Origin of the sequence: Beijerinckia sp. 28-YEA-48 (assembly GCF_900104955.1) — a bacterium.
Taxonomy (GTDB): Bacteria; Pseudomonadota; Alphaproteobacteria; order Rhizobiales; family Beijerinckiaceae; genus Terripilifer.
The window spans coordinates 3,874,525-3,897,694 of the sequence record NZ_FNSI01000001.1; the positions used below are offsets into that span (position 1 = coordinate 3,874,525).

The following is a 23,170-nucleotide window of genomic DNA, read 5'->3' on the forward strand; positions in this document are numbered from 1 at the left end:
CGGGCTGATGTCAGGGCGGATCGACAAGTCCTGGGTGGTGTTCGAAAGCCTCGAAAACGAGGTCCATGACCGCTGCGTCGATCTGTTCCAGCGCCCGGACGGCAGCTTCGGTTTTGAAGAATTTCGCCGCGATGCGGAGGATGCAGGCGCCTGGACGCCGGTCGGCTTCTACGCGGGTCTGGTTTTTCCCTCGAAAGAGGCCGCTTTGGCCGAGGCAACCAAGGCCGTGGCCTGGCTGACCGCTTAGCGCCGTCCACAGGCCGGCCCACGGTCATTTCCCGGCTGGAGCCGGCAGTGTAGATAGGCGGTGAAATCCGTCTCTCCTGGAGCCCCGCATGTCTTCCAAGGTCACCGCCGCCAGCCGGTCCCGGCTTGCCGATATCATCCATGCCCGCTCCTTCGGGCGCGGCAAGATCAAGCTCGCCTCCGGCAAGGAAAGCGATTTCTACTTCGACATGAAGCCGACCATGCTCGATCCGGAAGGCGCCAGCCTGATCGCCCGTCACCTGTTTGACGCCATCACTGACGCCGGCGCCGATTATGTCGGCGGCCTGGAAATGGGCGCGGTGCCGATCACTGGTGGCGTCTGCCAGCACTCTTTCGAGGAAGGCAAGCCGATCCGTGGCTTCTTCGTGCGCAAGCAGGCCAAGGACCATGGCGCCAAGAAGGTCATCGAGGGATTGACGAAAACCGAAAGCCTCGCCGGCAAGAAGCTGATCATCGTCGAGGATGTCACGACGACGGGCGAGTCCGCCTATAAGGCGATCGAAGCCTGCCGCGAGACCGGCGCCGAAGTGGTGCTCGTCATTTCCATCGTCGATCGCGAAGACGGTGCAAAAGAATTCTTTGCCAGCAAGAACGTGCCGTTCAAATCGCTTTACCAGGCGTCGGAATTCCTCGCCCGCCCCTGAAAATAGAAAACGGCGCGCCCCGAGGCGCGCCGCTTGAATTTAGATCCTGACGCCGGCTCGCGCCGGCGTTTTTATTAGGCGATGGTCTCTTCGATCCACTTGACCAGCGCGCCCTTCGGCGAAGCGCCGACCTTTTGCGACGCCAGCTTGCCGTCCTTGAACAGCATCAGGGTCGGGATCGAGCGGATGCCCATCTTACCGGGAACGCCGGGGTTCTCGTCGACGTTCATCTTGACGATCTTGACCTTGCCAGCCATCTCGCCGGCGATCTCTTCGAGCGACGGGCCAATCATTTTACAAGGGCCGCACCATTCGGCCCAGAAATCGACGACAACCGGTTCGCTCGACTTCAAAACGTCGCTTTCAAACGTGGCATCGGTGACTTTTTCGGTAGCCATCTCAAAATCCTTAACTTGGCCGGGATCGAATCCCGCATTCGACGTGGAAAGTATGAACCGCGCCGGGTCCGGTCAAGGACTAGACCCTATCACGATTGCGCTTACCGGATAATCGTGGCTTCCAGGGCCAAAACCAGCCGTTCCGCCGGAATTTCGACCGCCTGGGCGCTGGCCGTCCAGACGATGAACGGGCGGATGGTTTTGCCGGGATAAAGCGGAGCGATCGCAGCGGCATAGAGCGCCATCTGAGTGACATAGGCTGGCGGCAGATCGGCCAGCGCCTTGGGCATACCTGTCTTGAAATCAGCGATGAGCACGTCGGCATCCAGCACCGCCAGCCGGTCGATCCGCCCGGCAATATCGAGCGGCGCTGCCGACGGCCGCCGCACCTTGCCGGCGATGGTGACTTCGGCACGGGACTGGGGACCAAACAGGGCCGCGAGCGCCGGATTATCGATGAGCGCCAAAGCCTGGCTGGCGAGCCGCTCCTGCTCGTCTGGCACCAAGGCGCGGCCCCTGGCGGCCAGAAACCGGCGGGCGGCGGCAGCGCGCAGGGATGGGGCGAGATCGGGCAGATATTGCAGGAGACCATGCATCAACGTGCCGACGACCAGCGCGACGGCGCTGCTGTTGTCACGCACCGAGGGCTCGAGCTGATCGGCGGCGGCGAGCGCCCGCGACGGGCTAATCGGGGGTAGCGGCGCTCGCTCCTGCGGCGCGGCCTGGCGCAGCCAATCCGGTTCCGCCCGATCGCGCGACAGGCTGGCCTCCGGCAAGCGGCCGCCCGTGGCGGTGCTGCCGGCGCGCAAAACCTGTTCGCCGTCGTTCCAGGGCGCCGGCACCGAATCCATGCCCGCTTCCAGCGCCCGGCGCGCGACCTGATACCAGCAGTCGTCGTTGAGCTTCTGCAGGCCGCGATAGCCGCAGATGTAGAGCCGCTCCTCGGCCCGCGTCATCGCGACATAGAGCAGGCGCAGATATTCGTTCTGCTGCTCCAGCCGCGACTGGCCCTTGGCCGCTTCGACCGCCGGCGGATCCTCGTCGCGGTTGCGGCGCCAGACCGGCAGCGCCAGATCGTCCTCGCCGGCGATGAAAACAATGTCGGGATCGAAGTAGGAGCCCGGCGCGCCGGTCGTATCAGGCAGAAAGACGATCTTGCCTTCAAGGCCCTTCGCCGCATGGACGGTCATGACGCGCACGACTTCGCCGGCCGCTTCCAGATCGCGCTTCACCGTCGCTTCGGTGGCAGCGAACGTGTGCAGGAAGGCCGAGAGCGACGGCGGTTGCGATTTCTCATGCGCCAGGGCGCGGTTGAGGAATTCGTCGATGGCATCATTGGCCTCGCCGCCGAGGCGCAACAAGAGATCGCGCCGGCCGCCATCGGCGCCAAGCAGATGGGCATAAAAGCCAAACGGCGTCATTTCGGCGGCGAGCGCAATCCAGCGCGCGAGACGGGCCGCGACCTGGCGATGTTTGGGATCTGGCGAAGCCTGCAAGGCCTCGTAAAGACTGCCCGCGCGCTGCGGCGCGAATTGCAGGAGATCGTCGTCGTCGAGGCCGCCGAGCGGCGATGTCAGCACGCAGGCAAGCGACAGGTCGTCCTGCGGCAGAAGCGCGAAGCGGCCGACCGCCATCAGATCCATGACGGCGATGTGATCGGTGAGCTTCAGCACGTCGGCACCGGCAACCGGAACGCCGGCGGCCTTCAGCGAGCGGATCATCGCATCGAAGAAATTGTTGCGGCGGCGGACAAGAATGATGATGTCGCCAGCATTGACCTGGCGCGGTGCGCCACTGCCATCATGAACGAATTCGCCGCTGCCCGGCCTGATCCAATCGCGGATCAAATTAGCGATGCGCTGCGCCAGCCGCACTTCCGGCGCATCCTCGCGCACCGCATCGACCGGCAGCAACCAGGAGGTCGGCGCTTCAACCTCCACTGGCTCGATCACATCCCAGATTTCAACCAGGCCTGGCAGTTGCGCCTTATAGGCCTCGTGGCGCAGCCAGCCATCGTCACCCGAGACGACGCTGCGATAGGCATCACTCGCCATGAAAGTGCGATCGACCTGCTCGAGCACCAAGCTTGCCGAACGATAGGACACGGTGAGCGGCACGGGCCGCAACTCGCCGGGGCCGGCGCGATCCTCGAAATGCCGGCGCATGCCGGCGAACAATTCGGGACGCGCGCCCTGGAACGAGAAGATCGATTGCTTCTCGTCACCGACGACAAACAGCGTGCGCAGACGCGGCGCGCCGCCACCGGAACCAGCGAAGAATTCCTCCGTCAGGCGCTGCAGGATGTGCCACTGTTCGGGCGAGGTGTCCTGCGCCTCATCGACCAGAACATGATCGATGCCGTTGTCGAGCTTGTAGAGCACCCAGGCGGCGCTGGAGCGATCGAGCAACATCATCGTGCGTTCGATCAGATCGGCGAAATCGAGCTTGCCATGCGCCGTCTTGAGATGACGGTAGCGCAAAAGAATAGCGTTGAGCAGCTCGAGCAGCGCTGCGGAACGTTCGACGCAACGCGCCGCCTTGTGTTTTTCCAGCAGGGGCGGCAGGCGCTCGAGTTCGTCGACGATCGTCGGATCGAGACGGGCTTGAGCGGCTTTGGTGGCGAAGGTCTTGCGCGGTTCGCCCTTGTCCGTGAGAACGGTGGCGCGCAGAATTTCAACAGAGGAGACGGCCAGGAAGGCGCGGATGCGACCCGCCTGCTTTTGATCGCTGGCGCTCGAGGCTTCGAGAATTTCCGCCGCCGTCGCCCAGTCCTTTTTCGAAGGCCCGCCTTCGGTGATCTCGGCGTCCAGCGCTTCGATCGTCTCACTCGGCCTCAAGCCCAGTTCCTGCGCCAGACGCGCGCGATAGCCGCCCTCCTGCAGACGGCCGAGCACCGCCTCGATCGCCGCATGTTTGGCGAGGCCGCCTTTGAGCAACTGATCGAACTTTGCTTCGCTCGTCAGTCCGGTGATCAGATGCAACGCCCGGCCAGCGACGCTATCAGGCGCATCGATCGCCAGAGCCAGCACATCCTCGCGGGCGCGCTGCAACAGCTCTTCCTGGGCATCCGTCTCGATCACCGAAAAGCCAGCCGCGATATTCGCCTCGAACGGGAACATGTGCAGCAGCCGTTCACAGAAGGCGTGAATGGTCTGCACTTTGAGTCCGCCCGGCGTCTCGATCGTGCGGGCAAACAGCGTGCGGGCAAAGGCGAGATCATGGCCGGTGCGGCCAGTCATGTCGGACAACGCCTGCTGAAGCGTCTCGTCGTCAAAGGACGTCCAGCCAGACAGAATGTCGAAGACGCGCCGCGCCATATTGGCGGCGGCGGCCTTCGTGAAGGTCAGGCAGAGAATCTTGCCAGGCTCGACGTTGTTGAGCAGCAGCCGGATGACCCGATGCGCCAGAACATGCGTCTTGCCCGAGCCGGCATTGGCCGACACCCAGACGGAGACCGAGGGGTCGGACGCAGCTGCCTGGCTCAGTGAGGAGCGGCTCGAGGAACGCCCGGCGCTCATGAGCCGATCTCCTCGGGCCCGCTGCCAAACGACCATTCGCGCACCCGCGCCAGATGATCATAGGTGCCGAAACGCAGCCGATATTGCGGGAAGGGACGCGAGCGATAACCGGTCGATGGCTTGCGGAAATCGCCCAGCATCACCACCAGATTGGCATGATGTTCGCCGATCAGCTCGGGCAGCGGCTTGCCCTTTCTGTCCGAACCGACCTCGCGAATCTCATTGGCCTTGGCGCCCTGAAATTTGACGTAAGCCGCGCCACTGACCTGCGATCCAGCGGGGGCTTCGACAAAGCCGCCGCGTTGGAGCATCGCTGCTTCCAAGGTCACCTGCACGGAGAAACCGGCTTCAATCAATCTGTGGCTCGGCAAGACCCCGGTCTTGAAATCGATGATGCGGAAATCCATGCCGCGCCCTTCGATGCGGTCGGCCTCCGCCGTCAGATTGAACATCGAACCATCGGCCAGCGGGATGGCAAGCCGGCCGCGCTCCTCGACCAAAAGTCGCGTCACCTCGGCGCGTTCATCCAGATCCCAAGCCAGGAAGGCGCGCAACTGCGCTTCGATCCGTGGCCAGGAAAAGGCGACGAAACTGGCATCGCCGAGCAACGGCTCGAATTCCGCTTTGGCAATCGTCATCAGCCGCTCAAGCGCATCGGGCGGCAATGTCGAGCCGGGATTGGCCTTCTGAAATTGCGCCAGCACATTGTGGGTGAGCGTGCCCGTCAGCCGCGCCCCATCTTCCTCGCCCGCCTCATCGAGCGGCTGCAATTTCAAGATGCGCTCGGCATAGATGGAATAGGGATCGCGCCGCAGGGTTTCGATGCGGGTGACGCTGAGCGATGTCGGACGCAGGTCGATCGGCGGCTTGGGCTCGGGCTGGGCTACCGGCTGCGATTTGTCCGGCGCCCGATCGAGCGCCTGGGCATAGTGCAGAAACTGTTCGCCACGGCTGCGACAAGCCGCCCAGGCCTCCGGCCCCGCGAGCGCTTCCATGCGTTGCAGGAAGCGCGAGGCAATGGTGGGCGAACCGCCGCGTTTGAAAGCGCGCGACAACCACACTTCCTGCGCGCCAAGCGCCATGGTGAAGTCATGCGCCGTCTGGCCGATGCGCCGTTCCGGCGAACTCAAGCCAAGTTCTTTACGCATGGGACGGTTGAGAAACGCATCGGTGCGCGCTTGTGGCGGCCACACGCCCTCGTCGAGGCCGGCGACAAAAACCGTATCGGCGGGAATCAAACGGGCTTCGAGCAGGCCGAGAATTTTGAGGCGCGGATGCGCGCGACGGGGGCCACGCACGGTGGCTTCCTGCGCCAACCGCTCGAACACGCCGGAATAGTCCGTATGCGAGAACGAGAGCCCTGCTGCCACCGAGGCCTGCATGGTTTCAAACAGCTGCTGCAACGTCTCGCCGTCATCACCGGGGTAGAGCGCGGCATCGCCGGCGCGAAGCGCTTCAAAGGCCTGGCGATGCGCATGGGCCCAGCCGGCCAGATCACCCGTGGCGGCCATGGCAAGGGGACGAACGGCTTCAGCCAGCCGGCGCAGCATGGTCTCGATGTTCTGCCAGTCGACGTCTGTCAGCGCCTTCAGGGCCGGATGGGCATGCCGATCGGTCGCGGCCATGCGCGCTTGGTTCAACACCGTCTCAATGTCGGCAATATGGAAACTGCGGCCGCGCAGCAAAGCGATCTCGGCATGGCGGGCGATGCGCGCCATATCCTGGGCTGCAAACGAGAGCCGCAGCAACGGATGGCTGAGCAGCGCAATCCAGTCGCTCGACAGCGGATTGGCCTGAGCGCAGTCGAGCAACAGCCGCGCCAACACACCATGCGGCATGGCCGCAAGCGGATCACCACCCGAGTCGTCCACCTCGATATTCCAGCGCGCCAATTCGGCGCGCACGCGTTGGGCGATGATACGATCCGGCGTGATCAGCGCGGCGGTCCGGCCCGGGGTTTCCAGCACCTGCCGCAACCCCACCGCGATCGCGCGTGCTTCCTCGCCATCATCGGAGGCTTCGATTAGCGCAACACCATTCAGCATGGTGGCGATGGCCGCCGGCTCAACCCGGTCGCGCCACGCGTGCCATGTGCCCGTCACCTGCGCCGGCAACAGCGCTTCGCCAAGAAAACGTTCGCGCGGCGCGAGCGATGCCACACCCGGTGTCAGGGCAATGACATCGGCGCGGCTGCATTCAAGCGTTTCCAACAGGCGTTTTAGCGCCGCTTGCGGATGTCCCTCGGCGACGCCTTCGTCGACTTCCGTCCAGGCCGTTTCGTCCATAGCAAGATCAAGGCCCGGCAAAATAACGGCGCCTTTGGCCAGCTGCGAAATGGCGCCGATCAGGTCCGCCGTCGCTTGATTGGTGCCGGTCGAACCTAAAACGATCTGCGGCCCCTTGGAGCCGTGTTTGAACGCATCAACGCGCTGTTTGATCTGCCGCGCCTGCCGCTCGACCCGGTCGAGCAAGCCTTGTTCGTCGAGATAGGACGGCCAGTAGTCGAAAGCGATCTTCAGAAAATCGAGAGTGATCTTCCAATATCTGTCAAAATCATCGGGAACGAGTTTGGCCAGATCATCGAGGGCGACGCCTTCGATGCGAAACTCGTCGATCACGCCAGCCAGTTCACACGCCAGCGCGAAGGCATGGCTCGGCGTCGCCGCGACGACGAAGGGCTCGTCAGCATCCATCTGCGGTTCACCAACCGCATCCATGGTGACGACCGCATGGGTGATGCGGGCGCTCCAGGCTTCGATCAGGCGGGTGAGCGCGAGACGACGATCAAGCTCGCCGATGGCCTCGGGTTGATCGGGATCATAGCTGTCGCCATCAGCATCGAAGATCTGGCCGGTTTCGAAATCATCGAGCGCGCCGAGCGGCAGAATGCGCGGCAGGAAGATGGCGGGCTCCGTGACGAGCCGCGTCAATTCCGCGGTCAGCGCTCTGGCGGCGCGGCGCGTCGGCACATAGATGGTCGCGGCACTCAGCGCGAGCGGGTCGCCCCGGTCGGGAAAGCCTGGAATGATGGCGCCGTCGAGCAGGGCTTGCGCGAAGGTGGCAAGGAACGGCGCGCTGGCGGGGATGGTGAAGAGCCGTCTGCGATGCGAGGCGGCCTCACCGCTCACAATGCCGACCTCGCGATCGCCTGTTCGGCCTCGCCAATCGCTTCGGGTGTGCCCACGTGCAGCCACATGCCTTCAAGACGCGCACCGTAAAGCCGGCCGGCTTCGGCGGCGGCAAAGAAGATCGGCGCCAGACGGAAGACGTCGCGCGTCTCGCCAGCAAACAGCTCCGGCTTCATGATGCCAAGGCCGGCATAGGCAAAAGCCGAGACCTCACGCTCGTCGCGACGGACCAGACGGCCATCGGGCAGCATGTGGAAATCGCCGGCCCAATCGACACCGATGCTCGACGCGGTGGCCGCGACCAGCAGCAGCACGTCCATCTTCTCGGGATCCCAATGTTCCGCGAGTTTGTCGATATTGGACTTGGCGCCTTCCACCCACAGCGAATCGGTGTTGCTGATGAAGAACGGTTCGGTGCCGAGTTCCGGCAGCGCTTTGACGATGCCGCCGCCCTGATCGAGCAGCTTGGCGCGTTCATCGGAAATCACGATCTGCGGCGCGGTGCGGCCCTTCAGATGGCGTTCGATGTCGTCGGCCATGTAGTGCACATTGACCACCGCCTTCTCGACGCCGGCTTCGGCGAAGCGGTCGAGCATATGATCGATCAGCGGCTTGCCGCGCACCTCGACCAAAGGCTTGGGAAGTTTATCGGTGATCGGGCGCATACGCGTGCCGAGGCCGGCGGCGAAGACCATGGCGGTATGCGGCATCTGGGATGATTGCATCAAAAAACCGAAGGCTGGATCCGTATCACTCGCCGACAATGTGCGGCAGGTGAGTTTTATACCAGCTTTTCAGGTCGGCAAGAGCCGGATGCTTCAGGCCTTTGGATAGATAGTGCTCGATACGCGGAATATGAGCGAGATACTGCGATTTTCCGTCGCGCCTATCGAGACGTGCGAAAATGCCCAGAATCTTGGTGGCGCGCTGCGCCCCCATGATGGCATAGGCGCGCACGAAGGACGACATGTCGAAGGCGGTATCCGCCTCTTTACGCGCCCGTGCATATTGGCCGAGCAGTTTCAGCTCAAGGTCATCGGGAACGGTAATGCGCGCATCTTGCAACAATGATGCGACATCATAGGCCGCCGGCCCGATCACGCAGTCCTGGAAGTCGATAATCCCCACCTTCTCGATGCCGGAGCGACCCTCGAGCCAGAGCAGATTGGGGGAATGATAATCGCGCAACATCCAAGTTGTCGGAGATGTGACAATTTCACGAAGGGTGCCCTTCCACAAATTGACGAACATCGCCCGTGCGCCGGAGGCGAGATTCACCTTCGCCACATGCGCGGCATACCATTCCGTCAGCAGTTCCACCTCGATCAGCATGGCATCGAGATCATAGGGCGGAATGCGGTGCATGCGGCTGTCGTCGGCGGGCACTTCGCGCGGCAGCTCGCCGCGATGCAGATGGGCGAGCGCACGCACTGCCTCGGCGTAGCGTTCCGCATCCGGCCCATCGACACCAAACAACGGCTCCGTACCGAGATCCTCGATGATGGCGAGGCCGTTTTCCATATCGCTGGCATAGATCTGGGGCGCCGACAGGCCCTGCTCGCTTAAGGCCTTGGCCATGGCGATGAACGGCACGATATCCTCGGCCAGCCGGGCAATGGCGCTGTAGGGCTTGCCAAAGCGCACCGGCGGCCCATCGGGACGCGGCGGTGAGATCATCAAAACAGCGCGACTGCCATCGGGCTTGACGAGGCGTTCATAAGCCCGCGTCGAGGCATCGCCTTGCATGAAGCTGCGCTGCGCATCGGCCCAGTCGGCCACCTGCAAGAGGTTGCGAATGGCATTGGCGCGCTGCAGCCGCTCGGCCATGGCACCATGACCGGTGACGATGGCGCGGCGAAAGTCGAGAGAGCGTGTCGCGTCGACATAGAAAGCCACATCGAGCCGGTCCGGCGTCACCGCCGTGCCGATGCGGTCGGGCCATTCGACGACGACGAGAGCGCCGTCGGAGGCTTCTTCCCAGCCGAGCTCGACGAGTTCGTCCGAAGATTTAATGCGATAGAGATCGGCATGAACGATGGGGAAAACCGGCCCATCATAGATTTGCATCAGCGTGAACGTCGGGCTCGGCACTTCGGCGCCGGCATCGTCAATGAGCTGTCGAATGAGGGCGCGCGCAAAGGTGCTTTTGCCTGCGCCCAGATCGCCTGAAAGCGTCAGCACATCATTGGCGCCGACAAGCTCAGCGATATCCCTGGCGAGCCCGACGGTTTCGCTCTCGCCAGCCAGATCGACGTGCCAGACAACCGGTTCAATCGCCTCGGCCATGGCTTACGATGCCTTTGCGACGCGGCTGCTGCTATGCCGCGCAGGGAAGAAACAGGTCACGATGGTACCCTCGCCCGGAGCCGATTCAATCTGAACACGGCCGCCGTGCAATTCGACGAAGGAGCGCACGATCGACAGGCCAAGACCGGCGCCGCGATGGCGCGTGCCGATGTTGTTGTTTTCGAGCCGGTTGAAGATCCGATCCAGAACCTCCGGCGGCATGCCGCGTCCTTCATCGGATACTTTGAAGACAATCTCGTCGCTGCGCCGGAAGGCGGCCAAAGTCACCGACTGACCCGGCGAGGAGAAGCCGATGGCATTGGACAGAAGATTGTAGAGGACCTGGCGCACGCGCGCCTCGTCGGCTTGGAAATTGCCGATATCGTCGAAAGCGACGATGTTGAGCTTGATCGATTCCTCGGCCAGACGATCCTGCACGCCTTCGGAAGCAGCCTTGATGGTCTTGGCGATATCGACCTCGCTGACCGTCAGTTCCAGCGTGTTGGCGTCGATGGTGGCAAGGTCGAGAATATTGTCGGTGATCGCGATCAAGGCAGCAGAGGATTTCTGGATATAGCCCAGATATTCGCTCTGCTTGGCATTGAGAGGACCGATGCGGCCATCGCCCAGAAGCTCGACGAAGCCGCTCAGGCTGTTGAGGGGCGAACGCAGCTCGTAAGAGACATGATGGACGAAATTGTCACGCAGTTCCTGCGTGGCGACCAGCGCCTCGTTGCGCTCGGTCAAAGCGCGCGCCACCTTGATGCTCGCGGTGACGTCAAGGAAGGTGATGAGCGTGGCGCCATCCGGCAAAGGTGCCGCGGCGCAATCCAGCACGCGACCATCCTGGCGTTGCACGCGATATTCGGAACGGGTGCGCGCATCATGCAGGCCGGCGACAGCGGACCGTAATGTGTTCCACAGGCTTTCATCCGGGCAGAGCGCACGGCAATGGCCGATGATGTCGTCGATATGCAGCGAACGCGGTGACGTTCCAGCGGCATTCGGCGGCGAAACATGCAGTTCGGCGCGGCCGTATTGCCACAGGTCGGCAAAGGCCTGGTTGGAAAGTTTCAGGCGGCCATCGCTGCCGAACACCGCCACGCCCTCTTTCAGCGCGTCAAGCGTTTCCGCCTGCACACCGATGAGCGAATTAAATTGCGACTCGAGCTGATCGCGCTCGGTGACATCGTCGAACAGATAGGTGACGCCGCCTTGGGCGTTCGGGTTGACGACGACGCGCAGATTGCGCTCGCGCGGCAGATACCAGATCTGCTGCACCGTCTCGGTTGACTGATAGGTGGAGAGCAGCGCCGCCTTCCAACTGCGGAAGTCGGCCTGTTCCGGCAATTTGCGCTCGGCGCGCAGACGATCGAGAATTTCGGAATCGGTCGGCTGCTGATCGAGCCAGCCGGGGTCAAGACCCCACAATTGGCGATAGGCCGAGTTGTAGAACACGAGACGCTTGGCGCGATCAAACACTGCGACGGCCGTCGCCAGTTGGTCCAACGTGCGCGCATTGGCTTCCATCTGGCGGCTGAGATCGGCGCGCATGGCCTCGATCTCGGTGCGGTCGGCGGCAAAGCCGGCCGAGCCGCCACGCGTCGGCACATCGGTGACATCGAGCACGTGACGTTGCCCGGCGACAACCGCCGGCACCCGCGAGCGCCAGATGCTGCCCGTGCCGCGCAGCTGCCGGGCCGCTTCCCGGGCCTCGGTGTCGAGCAGTTCCACATTGCGCGTGATCGCCTCACGCGCATCGGCGACATCGACCGCACGGGCATAGGCGACATTGGTCCAGGAAATCTGGCCTTGTTTGTCGCGCATCCAGACCGGGCTCGGCAGCGCGTCGAGCATGACATGGAGGGAATCGAGTTCCATCATCGCCTGGACGTGGCGCTCGCGCAGCCGCGCCAGTTCGAGCCGGTCACCGGAAACATCGCGGATGCGCATGACGGCGCGGCCGCCGACGGCACGGCCTTCGATTTCAAGCTGACGACCACTGAGGCTTGCCGTCGACAGACGGAAGCTTTCGCCCCGCGCGCGCAGCCGCTCGACGCAGCCCTCGATGTTGCGGGCGGCTTCCGGCGGCAGCCAGGAGCCAAAGCCCAGCACCCGGCGCGGCACCGGCACGTCCATAACGATAGAGAGATCGCCCTCGATGTCGGGCTCCCCGTTCGACCTGCCCCAGGCGACGACGATCTGCGATTCAGCCGACAGGAAGACATTGGCGCGGTCGAGCGCGGCCCGGGAAGAAGTCAGGTCGGCAACCAGCCGGCTCTCGCGCTGCGTCCAGGCGCGCCGGCCCGTCAAATGCAGAATGGCGGTGCTGGCCGAAAAAATGACGAGCGCGACGAAGGCGGAAAAGCCGATGACACCCTGAGTCTCGTTGAACATGTCGCCGGCAAAGCCAGCCGTTTGGGCAACCGCCGCCTGGGTTCCCAGCAGCAAAGGCGCAGCGCCGCCCAGCAGCCCTATAGGGCTGACGCTGGCGCGCAAATGCGCGCGCAGGCGCGCAGGCGCTCTTACGATAGCGCGTCCAAAGCCGTGCCGCGGATCCATGCTTTGGTCAATCTCCGTCCAACTTGATCGCGGGCGGCAAATTGGCCCCTGCCACCCCAGCGAATCAGTTCAATGTAGCTTGAACAGGACTCCCTGAGAATGTGGTTAACCGAACGAAAACGCCCCCGAATCGTTGTCGATTCGAGGGCGTTCGTTAACTGCGGCAAGAGCTACCGGATGTAGTGGGTCGATAAGAATCGACCCACTAGTCGAAAACTCAGTAGCGGTAATGTTCCGGCTTGTAGGGACCCTGCTGCGGCAGGCCGAGGTAATCCGCCTGCTGCTTGCTGAGCTTGGTGAGCTTCACGCCGATCTTGTCGAGGTGCAGCGCCGCGACCTTTTCGTCGAGGTGCTTAGGCAGCGTGTAGACTTCCTTCTTGTAGTGGCCCGGCTTGGTCCACAGTTCGATCTGCGCCAGGGTCTGGTTGGTGAAGGACGCCGACATCACGAAGGACGGGTGGCCCGTAGCGTTGCCCAGGTTCACCAGACGGCCTTCCGAGAGCAGGATGATGCGCTTGCCATCGGGGAAGGCGATCTCGTCGACCTGCGGCTTGATGTTGTTCCACTTCATGTTCTTCAGGCCAGCGACCTGAATTTCCGAGTCGAAATGGCCGATGTTGCAGACGATGGCGCGGTCCTTCATGGCGCGCATGTGCTCGACGGTGATGACATCGACGTTGCCAGTCGCGGTGCAGAAGATGTCGGCGCGCGAGGCGGCGTCTTCCATCGTCGTCACTTCATAGCCTTCCATCGCCGCCTGCAGGGCGCAGATCGGATCGATTTCGGAGACGAGCACGCGGCAGCCGGCGTTCTTCAGCGAAGCGGCCGAGCCCTTGCCGACGTCGCCGAAGCCGGCAACCATCGCAACCTTGCCGGCCATCATCACGTCCGTGCCACGGCGGATGCCGTCGACGAGCGATTCCTTACAGCCATAGAGGTTGTCGAACTTCGACTTGGTGACCGAGTCGTTGACGTTGATGGCCGGCCACAGCAGCGTGCCGTCCTTCTGCATGTTGTAGAGGCGATGCACACCCGTGGTCGTCTCTTCCGAAACGCCCTTGATGGCCTTGGCATTGGCCGTATACCAGCCCTTGTGGGTCTTCAGGCGCGCCTTGATGGCGGCGAACAGCACTTCTTCTTCCTCATTGCCCGGCTTGTCGAGGAAAGCGGTGTCACCGGCTTCGGCGCGCGCGCCGAGATGGATCAGCGCCGTGGCGTCGCCGCCGTCGTCGAGGATCATGTTCGGGGTGCCGCCGTCGGCCCATTCGAAGATCTTGTGGGTGTATTCCCAGTAGTCCTTCAGGCTCTCGCCCTTGATGGCGAACACAGGCGTGCCGGCGGCGACGATGGCAGCCGCGGCATGGTCCTGGGTCGAATAGATGTTGCAGGAGGCCCAACGCACGTCGGCGCCGAGCGCCTTCAGGGTCTCGATCAGCACGCCGGTCTGGATGGTCATGTGCAGAGAGCCGGCGATCCGGGCGCCCTTCAACGGCTGTGACTTGCCGAATTCGGCGCGGGTGGCCATCAGGCCCGGCATTTCGGTCTCGGCGATGTCCAGCTCTTTGCGGCCAAACTCGGCGAGCTTCATGTCGGCGACGGCGTAATCGTTGTCTTTCACGGCCATGGATTCTTCCAGCTATCTGAGAAAAAGAAAATCTTCCGGAGGCGCCTATAGCAGGGCCAGCCGGGAGACGCAATGGCGATATAAAGAATTCTTTATGTCACTGACGCTGAGCCAACAGGGATTTTTCCAGAAACACCGGCTTTTTTTGCTCCGAAACAGCCCTGTGCGCTGGCGCACATCAGCTCGTCCGGCACGTGACTAAGGTCATTTCATCGCCGGTCGGGAGTGTCCGCCGGCCCCGGAATAGATCGGGAGAGCGCGTCATGATCAGCAAAAAGACCCTCGCTGCCACCACCGGCGCCCTCGCCCTGGCCGCGACCTTTGCCCTTTCCTCCACCCCGGCTTCCGCCGGCTGGAAACACCACGGTTACGGTTATGGCGGCGGGCTCGCTGTCGGCCTGCTCGGCGCGGCTATCGTTGGTGGCGCCATCGCCGCCTCCCAGCCCGCCTATGCCGCTCCCGCCTACGGCTACGGCGGCTGCGAACTGCGCCAGCGCCCGATCTACAATTCCTGGGGCGAAGTCGTCGGCTACCGCCGCCCCGTGCGCGTTTGTTATTGAATTGGGGCGGGGCCGTCGATTTAAGGCACCGATAGGCTTCACCCCAATAGCCCTCCGGCCATGCCGGAGGGCTTTCTTTATTCCGCCGGCTGCGGGAGCTCCCGCACGGCGGTCGGCGCCGACGTTTCCTTGCGGTGCCGACGCGTCCAGCCGAAGGTGCCGCCCAGGCGATCAAGATAGAGATAGACGATCGGCGTGGTGAACAGGGTGAGCATCTGACTCAGTAGCAGGCCCCCGACCATGGTGTAGCCAAGAGGCTGGCGCAGTTCCGAACCCGTGCCATTGCTCAGCATCAGCGGCAGAGCGCCGAGCATCGCCGCCATCGTCGTCATCATGATCGGCCGGAAACGCAACAGACAGGCCTGGCGGATAGACTGCTCGGGCGTCATCCCGTGTTCTCGCTCGGCATGGATGGCGAAATCCACCATCATGATCCCGTTCTTTTTGACGATGCCGATGAGCAGGATGATGCCGATCATCGCGATCACGGACAGATCGAAATGGAACGCCATCAACATCAGCAAGGCCCCGACACCCGCCGATGGCAGGGTCGAAAGAATGGTCAGCGGGTGGATATAGCTTTCATAGAGGACACCCAGGATGATGTAGACGGTGATCAGCGCGGCCAGCACCAGATAAGGCTGGCTCGCCAGCGACGCCTGGAAGGCCTGCGCCGTGCCCTGGAAGCCGCCCGTGATCGCGGCCGGCATGCCAATGTCCGCCGCCGCTTTCTCGACCGCGACCGTGGCATCGCCCAGCGCCACGCCCGGCGCCAGGTTGAACGACAAGGTGACCGCCGGGAACTGACCCTGGTGGTTGATCACCACGTAATTCACACCGCTGCTATCGAACTTCGCCATGGCCGACAGTGGCACCTGCTGGCCCGTCGTCGGTGATTTGACGTAGATCTTGTCGAGCACGTTGGGGTCGCTCTGCAGCTTTGGATCAACCTCCAGCACGACGTGATAGGCGTTGAGCTGGGTGAAATACTGCGTCACCTGGCGTTGGCCGAAGGCGTCGTAGAGCGTCTGGTCAATGAGCGCCGGCTGGATGCCGAAGCGCGCCGCCTGATCTCGATCGATCTTCACCGACATCATCGTCGCATTGGTCTGCTGATCGGAAGCAACGTCGCGCAATTCAGGCAGGGTTTTCAATTTCGCCAACAGACGCGGCGCCCACGTATTGAGCTCGTCGAGGCTGACGTCGCTCAGCGTATATTGGAACTGCGTGCGCGCCAGCCGACCGCCGACGTTGAGATCCTGCCGGGCCTGCAGAAACAGCGCCGCCCCCTGCACCTTGGCAAGTTTCGGCCGCAGACGCGCGATGATCTGGTCAGCGGAGGCGGTGCGCTCGTCCCGCGGCTTCAGGCTGATGAACACGAAGCCGGCGTTGGTGCCACGCGAACCGCCGGTCGAGGCCGACCAGCCCTCCACATCGGGATCGCTGGCGATCACGTCGGTCAGGGCATGGGTCAAACGCGACATCTCGGTGGCGGAAACATCCTGGCCGCCTTCGGGAAGGCCGACGATGACGCCGGTGTCCTGCTGCGGGAAAAAGCCCTTCGGAATGACGACATAGAGTGCAGCCGTGGCGGCGACGGTGGCAAAAAACACGGCAAGCGTCAGACGCTGGTGGCGTATGACAATATCAAGGCCCGCCGCATAACGGCCCAGCACCCAGTCGAACCCGCGTTCCGTCCACTTGTAGAAGCGTCCGTGATGGGCCTCTTCGTCGGCATGGCTGCGCAGGAAGCGCGAACACATCATCGGTGTCAGCGTCAACGCGACGATACCGGAAACCACGATGGTCATGGTGACGACGATGGCGAATTCGCGGAAGAGGCGGCCGACAATGCCGCCCATCAGCAACAGCGGGATGAACACGGCCACCAGGGAAATACTGATCGATAGAATGGTGAAACCGATTTCGGCGGAGCCTTTGTAGGCGGCCTCCATCGGACTGAGGCCATTCTCGATATGGCGATGGATATTCTCGAGCATGACGATGGCGTCGTCGACGACGAAACCAACCGCGATAGACAGCCCCATCAACGACAGATTGTCGAGGCTATAGCCGAGAAGATACATCAAGCCGGTCGTCCCGAGCAGGGCGAGCGGCACAGTCACCGCCGGAATGATCGTCGCCCAGAGGGTGCGCAGGAAGACGAAGATCACCATCACCACCAGTATGGTGGTCAAGAGCAGGGTGAACTGAACGTCCTTGACCGACGCCTGAATGGTCCTTGTCAGATCGACCACCGTGTCGACCTGGAGGGCTGGCGGCATGGCGGCCTTGATCTGCGGCATGCTGCTTTGAATCCGCTGCACCGTCTCGACCACATTGGCGCCGGGCTGTTTGTAGATTTGCAGCTGAATGCCGGGCTTGCCGTTCTGCCAGGCCTCGAGCGTTACATCTTCGGGACCGCTGATCGCGGTGCCAATGTCCCTGACCCGCACCGGGCTGCCATTGCGATAGGCGATGATGACATCATTCCAAGGCTTGGCCGCCAGGAGCTGATCGTTGTCGTAGATGGTGAAGTTGCGCGTGATGCCGTTCAAAGAGCCTTTCGGCGCGTTGACGGTCGCATTGCTGATCGTGGTGGCGACGTCTTCGAGGCCGATGCCGAGCGCCGCCAGTTTCGCCGGATCGACCTGCACGCGCACCGAGGGTTTGCGCTGGCCACCCAGGGTGACATAGCCGACGCCCGAGATCTGCGAGATCCGCTGTGACAGCACGTTCTCGACATAGTCGTCCACTTCGGTCAGCGGCATCGTGTCGGAATGGGCCGCCAGCACCAGGACAGGCGCATCAGCCGGATTGAATTTACGGACCGTCGGATTGCTCGGCAGGTTTTTCGGCAATTGCGCGCCAGCGGCGGAGATGGCCGTCTGCACGTCCAAGGCCGCGCCGTCGATATTGCGGTTGAGATCGAACTGAATGGCCACCTGCGCCGTGCCCAGCGCGCTCGTCGATGTCATCTGCGACACGCCGGCGATCTGCGCGAATTGCCGTTCGAGCGGGGCCGCCACCGACGACGCCATGGTTTCGGGACTGGCGCCTGGCAGTGCGGCGGAGACCAGGAGGGTCGGATAATCAACCTGCGGCAACGGCGCCACCGGCAGGAACGGATAGGCCGCAAGGCCTGCCAGCAACAGGCCGGCCATCAGCAGCGAGGTGGCGATCGGCCGCGAGATGAAGGGAGAAGAGATGCTCATTGCGTCACCTTCTCAGCGGTCGCCGCGGTCACCGGCTTAGGTGTGTTGATCGCCACGAGCGCCCCGGGCTGCAGCCGGTATTGACCGCCTGTTACCACCTGTTCGCCGGCCGTAAGCCCTTCTTCAACGACGGTCAGATTGTTGATGTCCTGGCCGACCTTGATGCCGCGCATATCGACCGTCGAGTCCGGCTTGATCACATAGGCATAGAAACCGGCCGGCCCACGGTTCACCGCCGCCGACGGAATGGTCAGAACATTCTTTTGCGTCTGCAGCAGCAGCCGCACATTGATGAACTGCCCCGGCCAAAGTTTTTCCTGGACATTGGGGAACGTCGCCTTGAGCCGCACCGTGCCCGCGCCCTGATCGATCTCATTGTCGATCAGCAGAACAGTGCCGTGATCGAGTTCGGTGGTGCCGTCACGCGCCAGCGCCGTCACCTGCACCGGCCCCGTCTTCATTGCGTCAGCCACCTGCAGACGCTGCTCCTCCGGCAAGGAGAAGATGACCGACAGCGGCTGCAGCTGGGTGATCACGACGATCGCCGTGCTGTCGGCTGCATGGACGATATTGCCGATATCGACTTGACGGATGCCGGCGACCCCGTCGATCGGCGACGTGATCTTGGTATAATCGAGCTGCACTTTCGCCGCGTCGATCGCCCCGGCATCGGCGCGGATCGTCGCTTCGAGTTGCGCCACCAAAGCGGTCTGCGTGTCGAGCTGCTGGCGGGTGCTGAAATTCTTCTTGGCCAGTTCCGTATAACGTCCCAGATCGAGCTTGGCATTGCCGAGCTGGGCTTCGTCCTGGGCCTTCTTGGCGACAGCTTGATCGTAAGCCGCCTGGTAGGGACGCGGATCGATCTGCACGAGCAGATCGCCAGTCTTCACATGCTGGCCTTCCGTGAACGCCACGGTCTGGATCTGGCCGTCGACACGGGTTTTCACCGAGACCGTATTGAAGGCCTGAACCGTGCCGAGACCGCTGAAATAGACGGGAACATCCGCATTGGCCGCCTTGGCGGCATCGACGGGAATGGACGTGACGACGCCTTTGGCCACCTGCGTGGCACCGGGCCGCGACCACCAGGACCAGCCCGCATAGCCGGCGGTAACGACAAGCAGAAGAACCACGATCCGTACAATGCTGTTGGCTTTCCCACGCGGCGCCGTGGGCTTCCTGGCTTTTTCTCGCGAATCCAGAAAAGCCTTTGTCGGCTCTCCGGTCTTTCGATGGGTCGGCATGGGAATAAGGTCCGCGTCTGCCAATATGTCTTTCTTCTGGGCGTCGGTCGGCGATTTCATTGGAAGCGGTGCCTCAATTTGAGAACTGCGAGTTAAATGCAAAGTTGTTGCCGGTCATGATGGCAGCGCCGAGCACGGGCAGCGCCACGCGTCGTTTTCGGACGGCCGAATAAGCGCCCTCGCAACCGCCCTCGTGGCCGCCTAAGCCAGCGAGAAATACCTGCGGGCTGGAACCCGGCGGGTGACAAATCAGTTTGTTTCGAAATGAGTTCGAACACATCGAGGCCAGCCTTGATCTGCCTGCGACGGATGCGCGGCAGTCAAATGACATTAAGGTCGATGTGACCTGTCAGAATGATGGCTCAAACCTTACGAAATGGACAGGATCGAACACATGTTCGAGAGGTGGCGAGATTATGTCAGTCGCCTTACGATAATCCAAAGGCTGAAGACGGCGAGCACTGACCTATTGGAAGCGCTGTGCCAGATGTTTGTTCAATCCGTCGCGTTCTTCGGCGCTCATCGACAATCCCAGTTTCGAGCGCCGCCACAAGATGTCTTCAGTGGTCATCGCCCATTCGCGATGGATCAGCCAGTCCACTTCCCGTTCAAAAAGACCGGCGCCGAAAGATTGGCCGAGATCGTCGTAGCCGGAGGCGCCGCCAAGCAAGATGATCGTGTCCGTTCCATAGGCGTGGAGCCAGCGCGACAGCAGCGTGTAATCGAGCCAGGGATGCCGGTGCGTCAGCTCCGCTTCCAGGGCGGCGATCCCGCCCTCGCCAAAATAGCCGCCTGGCAGAGGCTCTTGCCCGGTCCAAGCGCCACGCGCCTCGATGGCCGGAAAATGCGATGACAGTAGCGCCAGCGCTTTCTCGGCCAATGGACGATAGGCGGTGATCTTGCCGCCGAAGACATGGATGAGCGGCGGATCGCCGGCGGCTTCATTGCCAGCAGTTTCCAGGCGATACTCGCGTGTGGCGCTGGCGGCGGTCCCTTCCCCCTCGACGAGGGCGCGCACGCCCGCATAGGACCAGACGACATCGGTGCGCCCGATGGCCTGAGAGAAATAAAGATTGGCGGCCGCGATCAGATAGTCGATCTCCGCCGCGCTTGGGGCAGCCTTTGCCGGATCGCCGGAGAAATCGTGGTCGGTGGTGCCGATCAATGTGAAGTCGCGGTGGTAGGGAATGGCAAAGACAATGCGCCCATCACCATTTTGGAAGATATAGCTGCGCTCACCCGCGAACAGACGGCGCACGACAATGTGGCTGCCCTGGTCGAGGCGCAGGCGGGTGCGTGTCTTGCCGTCTGTACGATTGGCGACGTCGCCGGCCCAGGGGCCGGCGGCATTGACCAGGGCGCGAGCGCGCATCTCGTCGCGCGATCCATCCGGGCCCATGACCTCGATGCGCCATAGGCCTTCTTGCCTGGCAGCCGAGAGCATTTTGGTTCGCGTGCGCACGACGGCGCCGCGATCGGCGGCGTCCCGGGCGTTGAGAATGACGAGGCGCGCATCGTCCACCGCGCAATCGGAATATTCGAAGCCACGCACAAGACCAGGGCGCAGAGGCTGCCCCGCCGCATCGGTGCGCAGATCCAGTGAAACCGTTCCCGGCAATGTGCGGTGACGATCGAGGTGATCATAGAGAAACAGGCCCGCGCGCAACATCCAGGCCGGCCGCATGCCCGGCAGAACCGGCAGGACGAAGCGCATGGGCCGGACCAGATGCGGCGCGATGCGCAGCAGGACCTCGCGCTCGATCAGCGCCTCGCGCACCAGCGCGAACTGCCAATGTTCAAGATAACGCAGGCCGCCATGAATGAGCTTGGTCGAAGCCGACGACGTGCCACTGGCCAGATCGTTCATCTCGATCAGGCCCACGCTCAAGCCCCGGCCGGCGGCATCCCGCGCGATGCCGCAGCCGTTGATGCCGCCGCCGACGACCACAAGATCAAACACAAGATCGCTTGCCTCGCCCAGCGCCGATCTCCTTTGATGGGCAAACGCCCCAATTCCGTTTCAGGGCTCGCCTGTCAACTTGGGCAGAATCACATTGAGTCGCAAGCATATTCGCGGCTCGATGATGGTTGAGCGGATAGACGCAAACGTATACAAGACGCGCGGACCGCGCGCGTGTGCGCGAACCCGCCGAAAGTCAAAGGCTGACCGAAATGACCGCGCATTACGTGCTCACCCTCTCCTGTGCCGACAAACCCGGCATCGTCGCCGCCGTCTCGACCTATCTGTTCGAGGACGGTTGCAACATTCTTGACGCGCAGCAATTCGACGACGTGGCAACCGGCCTGTTCTTCATGCGCGTGGTGTTCGAGAGCGAGGGCGGCAAGAGCGGCGCATTGTCCGATGGCTTCAAGCCGGTGGGAGAACGGTTCGGCATGAGCTGGACCCTGCGCAACCGCACGGAACGCAAGAAGGTCACGATCCTGGTGTCGAAGTTCGACCATTGCCTGGTCGATATTCTCTACCGCTGGCGCCATGGCGAACTGCCGATGGATCTGACGGCGGTTATCTCCAACTATCCGCGCGACACCTATGGCGCGCTCGATTTCGGCGGCGCGCCGTTCCATTATCTACCGGTCACCAAACAGACCAAGATGGAGCAAGAGGCACAGGTCTGGGACCTGATCCGCGCTACCGGCACGGATGTCGTCGTCCTCGCCCGCTATATGCAGATTCTCTCGGACGGCCTGTCGGCGAAATTGTCGGGCCGCTGCATCAACATTCATCACTCGTTCCTGCCCGGCTTCAAGGGCGCGAGCCCCTATACGCAAGCCCATACGCGCGGCGTGAAGCTGATCGGCGCGACGGCGCATTATGTCACCGCCGATCTCGACGAAGGCCCGATCATCGAACAGGACGTCGAGCGCATCAGCCATCGCGATACGCCTGACGATCTGGTGCGCAAGGGACGCGACATCGAACGGCGCGTGTTGGCGCGCGCGCTGCGCTATCACCTCGAGGATCGCGTTCTCGTCAATGGCCGCAAGACCGTCGTGTTCGGCGAATAACCGAGACGATCTTTGAATGCCTATCTCAGCGCCGGGTTATGCTGCCACGTCTTGACCGACGGGGTGCGATGAACCGGCGCGTAGGCCATCGGATGAGCATGAGTGCGTCGCTGGGCGACCATCATGTGTTTCTTCTTATTCATCCGAGAAGCCAGATAGGTTTTCTTCTTGCCATGGGCCTTGGCGAACCGAGTGTTGCCCGGAGGCGAGCCGGAGATCGAGATCGACGCGCCCTCGCGCTGCACCATGGAGAAGAGTTTCGCCGCATTGCCCGGCGCCAGGCGGATGCAGCCATGGGAGGCCGGACGGCCGAGCTGGCTCACCGAACCGGTGCCATGAATGGCATAGCCGCCGAGGAAGAAGATCGAATGCGGCATCGGCGACATATGATATTTGCGCGAATAATGCATGCGCTGCAGGCTATAGGGCCGGAACGTGCCACGCGGCGTCGCGTAGCCTGACCGCGCCGTCGACACGGCCCAAGTGGTACTTTCGCCGGCACCATTGGTGACGTGCATCCGCTGAGATGACAGATCAATGCTGATCCGCACCGCCGCTTCGGCGGCGTGATTGGCAGCAAACAAGCCGCCGACAATCGCTAGAACCAATGCCAAAAAACGCATGACGCAAACTCCCGCACACCAAGGCCGCCGCGTTTGTTGATGCGCGGTCGGCTGTTGAGGGCCGCAACCTTTGG

At 62.7% G+C, this 23,170-nt stretch carries 15 protein-coding genes; 4 read left to right on the top strand and 11 right to left on the bottom strand.

Annotated features, from left to right (window positions below; translation table 11 throughout):
- The first annotated feature begins 7 nt into the window (after positions 1 to 7).
- Together BLW50_RS18165 and pyrE are read left to right on the top strand one after the other, a co-directional pair.
- On the top strand, positions 8 to 247 hold the full coding sequence (locus tag BLW50_RS18165; RefSeq protein WP_139267665.1) for a hypothetical protein: 240 nt from the start codon (positions 8 to 10) through the stop codon (positions 245 to 247).
- An 88-nt stretch (positions 248 to 335) separates the two neighbouring features.
- The gene (gene pyrE / locus BLW50_RS18170; protein WP_090705070.1) at positions 336 to 911 is read left to right on the top strand and encodes an orotate phosphoribosyltransferase; all 576 of its coding nucleotides are present in this window, start codon (positions 336 to 338) and stop codon (positions 909 to 911) included.
- A gap of 74 nt (positions 912 to 985) precedes the next feature.
- Here the strand turns inward: pyrE and trxA are convergent, their stop codons facing one another.
- From trxA to ahcY, 7 genes are all read right to left on the bottom strand, one after another.
- On the bottom strand, positions 986 to 1,363 hold the full coding sequence (gene trxA, locus BLW50_RS18175; protein ID WP_280141539.1) for a thioredoxin: 378 nt from the start codon (positions 1,361 to 1,363) through the stop codon (positions 986 to 988).
- Between the two features lie 47 nt (positions 1,364 to 1,410).
- A complete protein-coding gene (addA, locus tag BLW50_RS18180; protein WP_170850225.1) occupies positions 1,411 to 4,827 on the bottom strand; it encodes a double-strand break repair helicase AddA in 3,417 nt (1,138 codons plus the stop codon).
- Complete coding sequence (addB, locus tag BLW50_RS18185; protein ID WP_170850226.1) at positions 4,824 to 7,955, bottom strand: double-strand break repair protein AddB; 3,132 nt, start codon at positions 7,953 to 7,955, stop codon at positions 4,824 to 4,826. Before addB ends, addA begins: the two co-directional genes overlap by 4 nt.
- Complete coding sequence (locus tag BLW50_RS18190; RefSeq protein WP_244544305.1) at positions 7,952 to 8,680, bottom strand: nucleotidyltransferase family protein; 729 nt, start codon at positions 8,678 to 8,680, stop codon at positions 7,952 to 7,954. The genes addB and BLW50_RS18190 overlap by 4 nt, the downstream gene beginning before the upstream one ends.
- Before the next feature lie 25 nt (positions 8,681 to 8,705).
- Positions 8,706 to 10,241 (bottom strand): tRNA (adenosine(37)-N6)-threonylcarbamoyltransferase complex ATPase subunit type 1 TsaE, encoded by a 1,536-nt coding sequence (gene tsaE / locus BLW50_RS18195; protein ID WP_090705080.1) that lies wholly within the window; start codon positions 10,239 to 10,241, stop codon positions 8,706 to 8,708.
- 3 nt (positions 10,242 to 10,244) lie between these two features.
- Positions 10,245 to 12,803, bottom strand: a complete 2,559-nt coding sequence (locus BLW50_RS18200; protein WP_090705083.1) for a sensor histidine kinase — start codon at positions 12,801 to 12,803, stop codon at positions 10,245 to 10,247.
- Between the two features lie 217 nt (positions 12,804 to 13,020).
- The gene (gene ahcY, locus BLW50_RS18205) at positions 13,021 to 14,427 is read right to left on the bottom strand and encodes an adenosylhomocysteinase (protein ID WP_090705085.1); all 1,407 of its coding nucleotides are present in this window, start codon (positions 14,425 to 14,427) and stop codon (positions 13,021 to 13,023) included.
- 263 nt (positions 14,428 to 14,690) lie between these two features.
- Here ahcY and BLW50_RS18210 point away from each other — a divergent pair, with 263 nt between their 5' ends.
- Positions 14,691 to 14,987 (top strand): hypothetical protein, encoded by a 297-nt coding sequence (locus BLW50_RS18210; RefSeq protein ID WP_170850227.1) that lies wholly within the window; start codon positions 14,691 to 14,693, stop codon positions 14,985 to 14,987.
- Between the two features lie 77 nt (positions 14,988 to 15,064).
- On the opposite strand, the gene BLW50_RS18215 is transcribed toward BLW50_RS18210, so the two are convergent.
- From BLW50_RS18215 to glpD, 3 genes are all read right to left on the bottom strand, one after another.
- Positions 15,065 to 18,202 carry an efflux RND transporter permease subunit gene (locus tag BLW50_RS18215; RefSeq protein ID WP_090705087.1) on the bottom strand — a complete coding sequence of 1,046 codons (3,138 nt, stop codon included), beginning with the start codon at positions 18,200 to 18,202 and terminating at the stop codon, positions 15,065 to 15,067.
- Entirely contained in the window at positions 18,199 to 19,335 is a 1,137-nt protein-coding gene (locus BLW50_RS18220) for an efflux RND transporter periplasmic adaptor subunit (protein ID WP_244544306.1), read from the bottom strand. Before BLW50_RS18220 ends, BLW50_RS18215 begins: the two co-directional genes overlap by 4 nt.
- A gap of 577 nt (positions 19,336 to 19,912) precedes the next feature.
- Entirely contained in the window at positions 19,913 to 21,406 is a 1,494-nt protein-coding gene (gene glpD / locus BLW50_RS18225; protein WP_244544307.1) for a glycerol-3-phosphate dehydrogenase, read from the bottom strand.
- Positions 21,407 to 21,618: 212 nt separating this feature from the next.
- Between glpD and purU the strand changes: the two genes are divergently transcribed.
- Positions 21,619 to 22,473 (top strand): formyltetrahydrofolate deformylase, encoded by an 855-nt coding sequence (gene purU, locus BLW50_RS18230; protein WP_090709329.1) that lies wholly within the window; start codon positions 21,619 to 21,621, stop codon positions 22,471 to 22,473.
- A gap of 20 nt (positions 22,474 to 22,493) precedes the next feature.
- On the opposite strand, the gene BLW50_RS18235 is transcribed toward purU, so the two are convergent.
- On the bottom strand, positions 22,494 to 23,096 hold the full coding sequence (locus BLW50_RS18235; RefSeq protein WP_090705091.1) for a L,D-transpeptidase: 603 nt from the start codon (positions 23,094 to 23,096) through the stop codon (positions 22,494 to 22,496).
- Positions 23,097 to 23,170: the final 74 nt, after the last annotated feature.

Excerpts from the sequence above, each read along its gene's own strand:
- BLW50_RS18200 (WP_090705083.1), bottom strand. The coding sequence starts at position 12,803 with ATGGATCCGCGGCACGGCTTTGGACGCGCTATCGTAAGAGCGCCTGCG.
- purU (WP_090709329.1), top strand. The coding sequence starts at position 21,619 with ATGACCGCGCATTACGTGCTCACCCTCTCCTGTGCCGACAAACCCGGC.
- ahcY (WP_090705085.1), bottom strand. The coding sequence starts at position 14,427 with ATGGCCGTGAAAGACAACGATTACGCCGTCGCCGACATGAAGCTCGCC.
- tsaE (WP_090705080.1), bottom strand. The coding sequence starts at position 10,241 with ATGGCCGAGGCGATTGAACCGGTTGTCTGGCACGTCGATCTGGCTGGC.
- BLW50_RS18215 (WP_090705087.1), bottom strand. The coding sequence starts at position 18,202 with ATGAGCATCTCTTCTCCCTTCATCTCGCGGCCGATCGCCACCTCGCTG.
- addA (WP_170850225.1), bottom strand. The coding sequence starts at position 4,827 with ATGAGCGCCGGGCGTTCCTCGAGCCGCTCCTCACTGAGCCAGGCAGCT.
- BLW50_RS18235 (WP_090705091.1), bottom strand. The coding sequence starts at position 23,096 with ATGCGTTTTTTGGCATTGGTTCTAGCGATTGTCGGCGGCTTGTTTGCT.
- BLW50_RS18165 (WP_139267665.1), top strand. The coding sequence starts at position 8 with ATGTCAGGGCGGATCGACAAGTCCTGGGTGGTGTTCGAAAGCCTCGAA.
- pyrE (WP_090705070.1), top strand. The coding sequence starts at position 336 with ATGTCTTCCAAGGTCACCGCCGCCAGCCGGTCCCGGCTTGCCGATATC.
- BLW50_RS18190 (WP_244544305.1), bottom strand. The coding sequence starts at position 8,680 with ATGCAATCATCCCAGATGCCGCATACCGCCATGGTCTTCGCCGCCGGC.
- BLW50_RS18210 (WP_170850227.1), top strand. The coding sequence starts at position 14,691 with ATGATCAGCAAAAAGACCCTCGCTGCCACCACCGGCGCCCTCGCCCTG.